The sequence below is a fragment of the Vibrio sp. 2433-A1 genome, from assembly GCF_056726085.1.
The window spans coordinates 1-11,361 of the sequence record NZ_JBRESC010000038.1; the positions used below are offsets into that span (position 1 = coordinate 1).

Here is an 11,361-nt window from a genome sequence, read left to right on the forward strand (position 1 = left end):
AACGTTGGTACTATCGGCCACGTTGACCACGGTAAAACAACTCTAACTGCTGCTATCTGTACTACACTTGCAAAAGTGTACGGCGGTGTTGCGAAAGACTTCGCATCTATCGATAACGCTCCAGAAGAGCGTGAGCGCGGTATCACAATCGCTACTTCTCACGTAGAGTACGACACTCCATCACGTCACTACGCACACGTAGACTGTCCAGGACACGCGGATTATGTTAAGAACATGATCACAGGTGCTGCACAGATGGACGGTGGTATCCTAGTTGTTGCTGCAACAGATGGTCCAATGCCACAAACTCGTGAGCACATCCTACTAGGCCGTCAGGTTGGTATCCCTTACATCATCGTATTCATGAACAAATGTGACATGGTTGATGATGAAGAGCTTCTAGAGCTAGTAGAAATGGAAGTTCGTGAACTTCTATCTGAGTACGACTTCCCAGGTGATGACCTACCAGTTATCCAAGGTTCTGCACTAGGCGCACTAAACGGCGAAGAGCAGTGGGAAGCGAAAATCGTTGAGCTTGCTGAAGCACTAGACTCTTACATCCCAGAGCCAGAGCGTGCAGTAGACCAACCATTCCTACTACCAATCGAAGACGTATTCTCAATCCAAGGTCGTGGTACAGTAGTAACTGGCCGTATCGAGCGCGGTATCCTAACTGTAGGTGACGAAGTAGAAATCGTTGGTATCAAAGAAACGACAACGACTACATGTACTGGTGTTGAAATGTTCCGTAAGCTGCTTGACGAAGGTCGTGCAGGTGAGAACGTTGGTGCACTACTACGTGGTACTAAGCGTGATGAAGTTGAACGTGGTCAAGTACTTGCTGCACCTGGTTCAATCAACCCACACACTAAGTTTGAGTCAGAAGTATACGTACTTTCTAAAGACGAAGGCGGCCGTCATACTCCGTTCTTCAAAGGCTACCGTCCACAGTTCTACTTCCGTACAACTGACGTAACTGGTGATATCTCTCTACCAGAAGGCGTAGAAATGGTAATGCCTGGCGACAACATCCAAATGCAAGTAGAGCTAATCGCTCCAATCGCAATGGATGAAGGCCTACGTTTCGCTATCCGTGAAGGTGGCCGTACAGTAGGTGCTGGTGTTGTTGCTAAGATCTTCGACTAATATTTAGTTGATATCTTGCACATTCTTCATTAGAAGAACATGCATCTGAAAAAGGGGAGCTTCGGCTTCCCTTTTTGCTTTTTGTTATAAGTGATCTTTCTGGCTCTCTTAGCTAATGCACTGATATTAAAAGTGCAAGTTCTCCTCCTTTCAGCCTTCTAATTCAACGACTCCCTAACCTATTGAATTTGGCTACATGACCAAAAAACGATATAACAAATCGTTCTTAAAATTGATTAAATGCAACTGGTAATGAGAGTTGTTCTTGTTTATATTGCTTTGTGTTAGTTGTCATTTGGTAGTTGGGTATGTACGTTTGTCTTTGTCATGGAATTTCAGATAAGAAAATTAAGAAGTTAGCGATTGATGAAGGTATTACGGATATTCGTGGCATTCGCAAATGCACAGCCTTGGGCAGCCAATGTGGTAAGTGCGTCAAGCAAGCGAAAGAGATCCTCGCAGAAACCGAGCCATTTCGACTAAAACAAGCCAGTTAACACTGGTTTAGCCTTTTTGACACTCTTCTATTTGCTTCTATGTTTAAAGAAGCCAAAGAGGAGGGCTCTATAATGAAAGGCGATCCAATCATCATTCAACATCTCAACAAAGTGCTTGGCAACGAGCTTGTCGCAATCAATCAATATTTCCTTCATGCTCGAATGTACAAAGACTGGGGCTTAAAGCACCTAGCGGACAAGGAATATCATGAATCTATTGATGAAATGAAACATGCGGATCATTTGATCGAACGAATTCTATTTTTGGAAGGGCTTCCTAACTTACAAGATCTCGGCAAACTTATGATTGGTGAAGACACCAAAGAAATGTTGGAGTGTGACCTTAAGGTTGAGATGGCTGCAATTCCCGATCTAAAGGATGCTATTGCCTATGCCGAGGATATTCGTGACTTTGTCTCTCGTGATCTATTTCAAGATATTCTAGAAGATGAAGAAGAGCATGTAGATTGGCTCGAAACCCAGTTAGGTCTAATTAAAATGACAGGAATCGAAAATTATCTACAAGCGCAATATGTCGATGAAGATTAGATACTAAAATCTTTCTCAACAACGAATGAAATAGCAGCTACTCCCTATAAGTAGCTGTTTTTGTATCTGCTCACATTTTTCTTGCTTCAACTGGTTTCTTTCTGTACTATTCGTGCTCCTTAAACTCGGTCAATTATCTTTAGTTCCTTGCTTCCTCTGGACGACCGGGCCATTTGTGGAAGCTGAATAATCCGTAAGGAGCAACCCATGCGTCATTACGAAATCGTATTCATGGTGCACCCTGATCAAAGCGAGCAAGTTGCTGGCATGATCGAGCGTTACACTGGTTCAATCACTGAAGCTGGCGGTACTATCCACCGTCTAGAAGACTGGGGTCGTCGTCAACTGGCTTACCCAATCAACAAGCTTCACAAAGCTCACTACGTTCTAATGAACGTTGAAGCTGACCAAGCTGTAATTGATGAGCTAGAAACTGCTTTCCGTTTCAACGATGCAGTTCTACGTAACATGATCATGCGTACTAAAGCGGCTATCACTGAGCAATCTATCATGCTTAAGCAGAAAGAAGAGCGTGCTCCTCGTCGCGAAGAGCGTGCTGAAGCTAAGCCAGAAGCAGCTGCTGAGTAATTTTTCTTATGACCAATCGAATGGAGCTATCTGGCACCATTGCCAAGCCGCCCATTCGAAGTAAAAGCCCTAGTGGCATTGAACACTGCCGGTTTTGGTTAGAGCATCGCTCAACTGTTATCGAAGCTGAACTACCGAGACAAGTTTATTGTCGTATGCCGGTAGTAGTAAGCGGGCAAAGGTCACAAGCAAACACTCAGAATTTAGTACAAGGCAGTAGCATTAAGGTAAGTGGCTTTGTTGCTTACCAGACTGGCCGAAATGGCGTAGGTAAATTAGTGCTTCATGCTGACAACATTACTCAAATTTAAGATCAGGAGATAGCCCATGGCTCGTTTCTTCCGTCGTCGTAAATTCTGCCGTTTCACTGCAGAAGGCGTACAAGAGATTGATTACAAAGACGTAGCAACTCTTAAAAACTACATCACTGAAGCTGGTAAAATCGTACCTAGCCGTATCACTGGTACAAGCGCTAAGTACCAACGTCAACTAGCTCGCGCGATCAAACGTTCTCGCTACCTAGCTCTACTACCGTACACTGACAAGCATCAGTAATCGGTTCGTTTTTAAAAAGAGGAATTAAACAATGCAAGTTATTCTACTTGATAAAATCGGTAACCTAGGTGGTCTTGGTGACACTGTAAACGTTAAATCTGGTTACGCTCGTAACTTCCTTATCCCTCAGGGTAAAGCAGTTATGGCTACTAAAGCTAACGTTGAAATGTTCGAAGCGCGTCGTGCTGAACTAGAAGCTAAAGTTGCTGAGCAACTAACTGCTGCTGAAGCACGTGCTGAGAAAGTTAACGCTCTTGAAGCAGTTGTTCTTGCTTCTAAAGCTGGTGACGAAGGTAAACTATTCGGTTCTATCGGTACTCGCGACATCGCTGATGCAATCACTGCAGCTGGCGTTGAAGTAGTTAAGAGCGAAGTTCGTCTTCCAGAAGGCGCACTACGTAACACTGGTGAGTTCGAGATCAGCGTTCAACTTCACTCTGAAGTTTTCGCTACAGTTAACCTACAAGTTGTTGCTGCTGACTAATTCAGTATCAAGACGTATTTTAAAAGCACCTCCTAGAGGTGCTTTTTTTGTATCTAAAGTTAGGAAAGGTTTTAGAAGATAAACAGTAGATTGACTGAGAAGATACTATCGGTTTTCTTAAGTCCTTCAGGCACTTTATCGTGGTATTGGCGTGAGTGAGCCAACTTGAGGGCGATATCTTCGGTGATATTGTTCGTCACACTCAGATCGGTATCGGTTCGTGTATTGCTAACCCCCGAGACCACCGTCACATCAGCAGAGAAAGCTAAGTTGTCCAACGCTTGCCAAGATGTGTTAATGTTGCCACGAAAAATCCCTTCCTGAACGGTTTCAGGGAAGATGATATCATCATCGTCTATTTCATCTAAGTTAGGCTCTTGATAGCGAAAACCAGGCCCCACTTCGAGTTCTAGTACAAACTTATCGGTGTTTGAGAACTGGTAGCCTAGGCCACCCGATAGTGTGTAATCTTTGAAGTATGCACTATAGCGAGAGTCGACCCCTTTAAAGCTGCCATACAGATAGGTTTTAGGACCTAACTTATAGTCACTTTGCACTTTATAGGTTGATTGCTTTTTGTCCTCTTCACCATCCTTATACAGCAAATAATATTTCCATTCGCCACTGGTACGGTGACGCCCCTCAACATAAGTTGCGTTCAGGCGTGAGTTGAGTGATTGCGAGTCTGAGTTACCCGAGTGAGCCTGATAGCCAAACTCTATTTCGGTGTCCCATGGGGAAGGCAGTTCAATATCCGTGTCGTTTTGCCCAGTATCGTCAGCATGTGCGAGCATAGAGCCCATTAGGCTGAAACTTATAAGCCAAAGTCTAGACACTCACTACCTCTATATGGATGAAACGAATGGTGCAATAGTAGATTCAAACTCAGCGAATACCGTCAGCAAGAAGTTAATTCTACATTAGAGCTCGACAAAGTCTCTCTTTGGTACAGACAATGGCGACATTCTCGTTATAATTAGCGGTCTAAAGCAAAGTTGTTGAGCAGATCCATGGCCGAAACCAAAGTAGATAATCGAAATAAAAAGTTTAGAGACGCACAAGTCGATGCGATCAAAGTTCCGCCTCATTCACTGGAAGCGGAACAGTCCGTTATTGGTGGCCTTCTGCTTGATAATGAGCGTTGGGATACGGTATCAGAACGGGTTGTTGCCAAAGATTTCTACAGCCGACCGCACCGACTCATTTTTGAAGCGGTAAAGACTTTACTTGAAGAGAATAAACCGCTCGACTTAATCACTTTATCTGAATTTTTAGAGCTGCGTGAACAGCTAGATGACGTCGGTGGCTTTGCTTACCTTGCTGACTTAGTTAAGAACACACCAAGTGCGGCGAACATTAATGCTTATGCAGACATTGTTGCCGAGCGCGCCTTGGTACGTGACCTGATTGGCGTTGCTAATGAAATCGCTGATGCGGGTTATGATCCTCAAGGGCGTAACTCTGAAGACCTGCTCGACCTGGCTGAAAGTAAAGTCTTTGCTATTGCAGAATCACGTACTAGTGAGAATGAAGGCCCGCAAAATGTCGATAATATTCTTGAGAAAACATTAGAGCGTATCGAGATCCTCTACAAAACACCGCAAGACGGTGTGACAGGGGTAAATACGGGTTTCACCGATCTGAACAAGAAGACCGCTGGTCTACAAGGTTCGGATCTGATCATTGTTGCAGCACGTCCATCGATGGGTAAAACCACCTTTGCGATGAACTTGTGTGAGAATGCGGCGATGGAGCAAGAAAAGCCAGTGCTTATCTTTTCGCTAGAGATGCCAGCAGAACAGATCATGATGCGTATGCTTGCGTCGCTTTCACGTGTTGACCAAACGAAGATTCGTACTGGTCAGCTTGATGATGAGGATTGGGCGCGTATTTCTTCGACCATGGGTATTCTTATGGAGAAGAAGAACATGTACATCGATGACAGTTCTGGTTTGACGCCGACGGAAGTTCGCTCGCGTGCTCGCCGTATTGCTCGTGACCATGGCGGCTTATCACTAATCATGGTCGACTACCTTCAGCTAATGCGTGTGCCCGCGCTGTCTGATAACCGTACCCTTGAAATCGCCGAAATCTCTCGCTCATTAAAAGCATTAGCAAAAGAGTTGAACGTACCTGTAGTCGCGCTATCGCAGCTAAACCGTTCCCTAGAGCAACGTGCCGATAAGCGTCCAGTAAACTCGGACTTACGTGAATCAGGCTCCATCGAGCAGGATGCCGACTTGATCATGTTCATCTACCGTGACGAAGTGTATAACCCAGATAGCTCAATGAAGGGCACGGCAGAAATCATCCTAGGTAAGCAGCGTAACGGCCCGATCGGTTCTGTTCGACTCACCTTCCAAGGTCAATGGTCTCGTTTTGACAACTACGCAGGCCCTGCGTTTGATATGGACGATGAGTAAGCCAATGAGCTACATGAAAGCAGCCACAGCCTACATTAATCTAGAGGCTCTGCAGCACAACCTAGAGCAGATTAAGCAACAAGCACCCTGCAGCAAAGTGATGGCGGTGGTGAAAGCCAACAGCTATGGCCATGGCTTACGTCATATCGCTAAGCATGCCAAAGGTGCAGATGCGTTTGGTGTTGCTCGTATCGAAGAGGCATTACAGCTACGTGCTTGTGGTGTGGTGAAACCCATTTTATTGCTTGAGGGTTTTTATTCTCAAGGCGATCTGCCTGTTTTAGTTACCAATAATATTCAAACAGTGGTCCATTGCGAAGAGCAGTTGGAGGCACTGGAACAAGCTGAATTAGAAACGCCGGTTGTTGTGTGGCTAAAGATTGATAGTGGTATGCACCGACTCGGTGTGCGACCAGAGCAGTACAGCGAGTTTGTCACGCGTCTTAAAGCTTGCCGTAATGTGGCTAAGCCGCTGCGTTATATGAGTCACTTTGGCTGCGCAGATGAGCTAGATAAAACCATAACCAATCAACAGACTGAGCTTTTCCTCTCTTTAACCGAAGGCTGTGAAGGTGAGCGTTCTTTAGCGGCGTCCGCTGGCTTACTGGCTTGGCCAGACAGTCAGTTAGAATGGGTTCGCCCAGGAATTATCATGTATGGCGTTTCTCCATTTAATGATAAAACGGCTCAGGATCTAGGCTATCAACCAGTGATGACATTGAAGTCGCATTTGATCGCCGTGCGCGATGTGAAAGCGGGTGAAAGCGTTGGCTATGGCGGCACTTGGACCAGCCAGCGTGACACTAAGGTTGGGGTGATTGCGATTGGCTATGGGGATGGTTACCCAAGAACAGCACCGAATGGTACGCCAGTTTTAGTTAATGGCCGTAAAGCCCCAATTGCTGGGCGAGTGTCGATGGATATGCTCACGGTTGATCTCGGACCGGATGCCACCGATAAGGTCGGCGATGAAGCGATTTTGTGGGGTAACTTGCTCCCAGCAGAAGAAGTCGCGAGCCATATAGGAACTATTGCCTATGAACTTGTGACTAAGCTGACATCTCGTGTTGATATGGAATACTCCAAGTAAATGAAGCGAAACCAAATTAAACAAGTGCTGGCCTTATGTGCCAGCCTTTTTATTTGCGGCCAAGTAAATGCAAAAGAAAAAGATTCTGCATTTCTCCCTTTCTATTTTAGTACCGAAACTTTGGGCAATACTTTTGGTATCGAAGGCGTCGCTAAGGGGGTCGGTCAGCCTCAGGCTGCGCTTTTTGGTATGGCGCTTTACTCTGATAAAGACAGCTACGTCGGTTTTGTCTCAGCATTCAATTATGCGTTGTCAGGTAGCTTGCTGTTTAGCACCCAAATGTATCAAGCTCAGTTTAATCAAAACCCTTATTACTTAGGTGAGCAAGGTGACAACAGCTCGGTTGCCGGTGATAAAACCGTTACCGATGGCTTTGAGCAAAATTATCAGTTTGAGTTTAAATATCTGCTGCCTTGGGGCAATGTTGAAAAACATGGCTTAATGGGCGCCTTTCAGCCAATTCGAGATGTCGACTTTGCCTCGCCGCTAGAATCTGGTGTGAGCTCATTAATGGTGACGCCTTTCTTCTCATCGCGTGAATTAGATATTTATAGCCAGCCAGAAAAGGCGACAGGGCTTGAATTGACTCTAGACTGGGATAATCGCGACAGCGTGCGTAACCCAACCAAAGGCTCACATACTTCCTTAGAAATCACCGTAGCAGGTGAAAGCTGGCAAAGTGATGAAATTTGGACTAAATGGGAGTTTCAAAATAGTCACTACCTTGCACTTGAGGGTTTTGCGCCCATTTCAGCGAAAAGTCCAATGTGAGCCTACAGCCCTTTATTTATAAGGGCTGACGGGAACGGCTTATTTGCTAATATCCTTCTTAGGCCACCAGTTCGACCATGCTCTCCTCTCTCCAAGGCTCTAAGTTCTCAAGCAGTTTCTCTAGAACAATATTGTCTTTTTGAATAGTAATATGCCAGTAGCTCTAATCTAAGCGCTCCCACTTGGAGAAGAAATAGGTGCATTTATTTCGAGAGATTTTCCTTGGAACCACTTTCGCCATCCTGTAGTTTGTCTTGATACATGCCCAAGTTGTTCAGTCAAAGCAACCAGAGCGCCATGAGGCAAGAATTTTAATTCCCAAGCTAACATTAATAAACTTTGTACGGTTTCTAAAAGTGCACTAAGTTCTAGTAATAAATCTAGGGCTCGCAATATTCCTTCGAGAGATTTTCCGTACAAATTAGCTTGAACAGAGTAACGAATACACTTCGTGAGTTCGTTGAGGATTTGTTCTCCTGTTGTAAAGCGAAATGCTTTGGGTAAGTGTTGATGTTGGTTCCAATACAATTTGTACAACTTTTGTAAATCATAGTAGAGACGATTATGACGAAACTCTTTATTCAAAATTCAAACCTTAAATATCACCATCAACTCGCAGCAGAGTTGCTGCAATGTGTAAAAACTTCGGGAAGCAGTCAACAAAAATCTGCTAACGCTTTAAAGTTCCCGAAACTATGCCATGAGCTGTCAACCGAAATATTAACTAATACATATCAACCTTATTCTTATCATCATTTTGCAATCACAGAACCTAAGCTTAGAGAAATATATGCCCCTGCATTTAGAGATCGCATAGCTCAAATGTGGATTGCACTACAATTGGTACCTATCATGGAAAATCAATTCATTGATGACACCTATGCTAATAGAAAAGGTAAAGGAACTCTTGCTGCTATTGCAAAAGTTCAAAAACTAATGCGCCAACCACGACATACTTGGGGGCTACAGCTCGACATTTACAGTTATTTCAATAGCATTAATAAAAGAGAGCTTCTAACGCAACTACACAATCTCATTTACAACTCAAAATTAAGCCCATTGCGCCAATATTGCCTAGCCAATCTGATAGAAAAGATCATAGAGCAGGATGCCACGAAGCTACAAAACGAGCGAACTGGAAACCAATACTTACTTAACCAAATCTCGTTACATAAGAAACTACAGTTTAACAATACGGAACAGGTTGGGTTGCCCATAGGTAGCGTTACTAGTCAACTCTTCGGTAATTTTTACCTCAACAACCTTGACCACGAAATAAAACACACACTGAAGGTTAAGGGGTACGTTCGGTATATGGATGATTTATTTATCTTATCTAATTCGCCTGAAAAATTGCAAGAATGGAAAGAACATATTGAATGGTATCTCACTTCTCGCCTGCAATTAAAATTACATCCTACAAAGGTGCATTTATCACCTATTGAGGAGGGGTTTGATTACTTGGGATTTCGTGTATTTCCCCATTATAAACATGTTCGCAAAACCACCATTTCATCATTAAAAGAGCGTTTGCGCTACTTTAATGTAATTCTAGACACTGGCGCGACTAACGTCGTTTTAAAGTCTAGACCAAGTCGTGGAAGATGGAGTAAACATGGTATCCATTATGCACCACTTTACATCCAACTAAAAGCCATGCAATCAACGATAAATAGTTATTATGGACTACTTAGTCAAGCCAATCATTGCCAGTTAAGAAAGCAAATATATCATAATAATTTTGGCGAACTTAAACGTTATTTATTACCCAATAACGGTTATTACACTCACTTCACAATAAAAAAAGGTCTTCACTTTAATAAGATGGCTCCGGATGTTTTATGTTGGCCTGAGACGCAGGATGCGTAGTTCGTGTTGCTCGGATTGTTGCTGTTGACATTGCCATTGTTGAGGTTCACGTTGTAATAGTTAGAACCATCAGGCGTCGCCGACCAATAGTTGTTGTTGGTCGGCCAACCGCGCGCGTTTGCATTTATTGTTTAACTCGAAGTGTTGCCTTTCGACTCGCTTCCCTTGAACACCCATAAGGTCATAAATGCCGATAACATACCAGGGCCCACATGTTAACATCGTAACATTAACATTCTCTGAGCACGACATTGTCGCTATGTACCCTGTCGATTTTCCGAGAACCATCTTATTAAAACGTTATATCGCTTGCTTGACAGCAATCAACAACCAATCTAATGAAGAGCTTGAAGCTTTCGTCATCATCACTTTATTAACGATGGCTTCGGGTAAAAACAATCGAACATATCGACGATTTAACAGATCGTCATCACAAGGGTTATAAGGTGATTTCTCTTCAATATCGTCCATTTGAGCACACTGCCCTTGCCTCCAAGACTGCCACTCAGAAAAATCGATGATTATTTCTAACTCAATAACAGCCTCTGTACCTACATCAATTCCGACTTGCTTTAATGATTCTATAGGAAGCCCACCATACAACACCTCTCTTCCATTCAATTTCTTAACCTTTTTCCTTAACACCTTCAATGTCGGTAATTGGTCCTGTTTAGATACCCACTGCTGCCAACCAAAGAGTGATTGCTCATAGAAACGTACAAACATCCCCTCTTTTATACCAACAATACGTTGACTGCTTTCAACCAATGCTAATTTAGTTTCAATATTCACTTATCTTCCCTCCTAAAAAGTGCCAGATGCAACTCTGGCACTTCAAAAATTAAAATTAAAAACTAAAACGTTAAACTCTAAACGCTCAACTTTAAGGATTTGAGACGCAGGATGCGTAGAACGTGTCGCTCGGATAGTAGCTGTTGACATCGCCATTGTCGAGGCCCACGCCGTAATAGTTAGAACCATCAGGCGTCGCCGACCAATAGATGTAGGTGGTCGGCCAACCGCGCGCGGTAAACATATTACCAGATGCGTCGTATAGCTCCACTTTTAACTCGTCTCTTGTCGCTAAACGCCAGTTCGTCCGTCCGCCGAGACTAAGGGTGTTGTAGGTAGTACATAGTGCATTTGCGTTAGTCCAGTTGAATCGGTAGAAATCACCACTTGGGCCGTAAGTTCCATTTTCAGTATAAATACCGTCTGTAGCACTACCGCCAATGCTGTCTAAGTAGGCCTTTGACGGTGAATTGGTAAACAACTTACCACTACCTGTATCGAAGAGTTCAATACATGGACCAGCCAAAGTACTACACACATTCACATCCACCGTATTACTGGTCACGCCATCCTTCGTGGCTGTGAGGGTCGTATTAC

15 protein-coding genes and 1 pseudogene are annotated in these 11,361 nt (G+C 43.9%); 11 read left to right on the forward strand and 5 right to left on the reverse strand.

The genetic code is table 11. The features are described from left to right. The 7 genes from tuf to rplI all read left to right on the forward strand — a co-directional run. On the forward strand, positions 1–1,146 hold a 1,146-nt coding region (gene tuf, locus ACU01J_RS20640), incomplete at its 5' end, for an elongation factor Tu (RefSeq protein ID WP_481087346.1). A 308-nt stretch (positions 1,147–1,454) separates the two neighbouring features. Next, on the forward strand, positions 1,455–1,643 hold the full coding sequence (locus ACU01J_RS20645; RefSeq protein WP_053441728.1) for a (2Fe-2S)-binding protein: 189 nt from the start codon (positions 1,455–1,457) through the stop codon (positions 1,641–1,643). A gap of 72 nt (positions 1,644–1,715) precedes the next feature. Next, a complete protein-coding gene (gene bfr, locus ACU01J_RS20650) occupies positions 1,716–2,192 on the forward strand; it encodes a bacterioferritin (RefSeq protein WP_481087347.1) in 477 nt (158 codons plus the stop codon). Positions 2,193–2,399: 207 nt separating this feature from the next. Further along, on the forward strand, positions 2,400–2,780 hold the full coding sequence (gene rpsF / locus ACU01J_RS20655) for a 30S ribosomal protein S6 (protein WP_004747103.1): 381 nt from the start codon (positions 2,400–2,402) through the stop codon (positions 2,778–2,780). Between the two features lie 8 nt (positions 2,781–2,788). After that, a complete protein-coding gene (gene priB / locus ACU01J_RS20660; RefSeq protein ID WP_481087348.1) occupies positions 2,789–3,091 on the forward strand; it encodes a primosomal replication protein N in 303 nt (100 codons plus the stop codon). Between the two features lie 16 nt (positions 3,092–3,107). Next, the gene (gene rpsR / locus ACU01J_RS20665; RefSeq protein WP_000090472.1) at positions 3,108–3,335 is read left to right on the forward strand and encodes a 30S ribosomal protein S18; all 228 of its coding nucleotides are present in this window, start codon (positions 3,108–3,110) and stop codon (positions 3,333–3,335) included. A 31-nt stretch (positions 3,336–3,366) separates the two neighbouring features. Beyond that, positions 3,367–3,819 (forward strand): 50S ribosomal protein L9, encoded by a 453-nt coding sequence (gene rplI / locus ACU01J_RS20670; RefSeq protein WP_053441725.1) that lies wholly within the window; start codon positions 3,367–3,369, stop codon positions 3,817–3,819. A 71-nt stretch (positions 3,820–3,890) separates the two neighbouring features. On the opposite strand, the gene ACU01J_RS20675 is transcribed toward rplI, so the two are convergent. Beyond that, positions 3,891–4,655: a DUF481 domain-containing protein gene (locus ACU01J_RS20675; protein ID WP_481087349.1), complete on the reverse strand. Its 765-nt coding sequence runs from the start codon at positions 4,653–4,655 to the stop codon at positions 3,891–3,893. Positions 4,656–4,829: 174 nt separating this feature from the next. Between ACU01J_RS20675 and ACU01J_RS20680 the strand changes: the two genes are divergently transcribed. The 3 genes and pseudogenes from ACU01J_RS20680 to ACU01J_RS20690 form a co-directional block, all read left to right on the forward strand. Next, positions 4,830–6,242 carry a replicative DNA helicase gene (locus ACU01J_RS20680; RefSeq protein ID WP_481087350.1) on the forward strand — a complete coding sequence of 471 codons (1,413 nt, stop codon included), beginning with the start codon at positions 4,830–4,832 and terminating at the stop codon, positions 6,240–6,242. A 4-nt stretch (positions 6,243–6,246) separates the two neighbouring features. Continuing rightward, positions 6,247–7,332, forward strand: a complete 1,086-nt coding sequence (gene alr / locus ACU01J_RS20685; protein ID WP_481087351.1) for an alanine racemase — start codon at positions 6,247–6,249, stop codon at positions 7,330–7,332. Next, positions 7,333–8,064: pseudogene (locus tag ACU01J_RS20690) on the forward strand (BamA/TamA family outer membrane protein); the annotation flags it as partial. 207 nt (positions 8,065–8,271) lie between these two features. Here the strand turns inward: ACU01J_RS20690 and ACU01J_RS20695 are convergent. Further along, a complete protein-coding gene (locus tag ACU01J_RS20695) occupies positions 8,272–8,688 on the reverse strand; it encodes a four helix bundle protein (RefSeq protein ID WP_199367645.1) in 417 nt (138 codons plus the stop codon). Between ACU01J_RS20695 and ACU01J_RS20700 the strand changes: the two genes are divergently transcribed. After that, the gene (locus ACU01J_RS20700; protein ID WP_481085966.1) at positions 8,668–9,972 is read left to right on the forward strand and encodes a reverse transcriptase domain-containing protein; all 1,305 of its coding nucleotides are present in this window, start codon (positions 8,668–8,670) and stop codon (positions 9,970–9,972) included. The genes ACU01J_RS20695 and ACU01J_RS20700 overlap by 21 nt on opposite strands. Here the strand turns inward: ACU01J_RS20700 and ACU01J_RS20705 are convergent. The 3 genes from ACU01J_RS20705 to ACU01J_RS20715 form a co-directional block, all read right to left on the reverse strand. Continuing rightward, positions 9,915–10,100, reverse strand: coding sequence for an adhesion domain-containing protein (locus ACU01J_RS20705; protein ID WP_144231874.1), 186 nt, complete (start codon positions 10,098–10,100; stop codon positions 9,915–9,917). The genes ACU01J_RS20700 and ACU01J_RS20705 overlap by 58 nt on opposite strands. Positions 10,101–10,272: 172 nt before the next feature. Further along, entirely contained in the window at positions 10,273–10,764 is a 492-nt protein-coding gene (locus ACU01J_RS20710) for a hypothetical protein (protein ID WP_258450808.1), read from the reverse strand. 91 nt (positions 10,765–10,855) lie between these two features. Further along, positions 10,856–11,361: Lcl C-terminal domain-containing protein (locus ACU01J_RS20715; RefSeq protein ID WP_481087352.1), on the reverse strand; the 506-nt coding region annotated here is incomplete at its 5' end.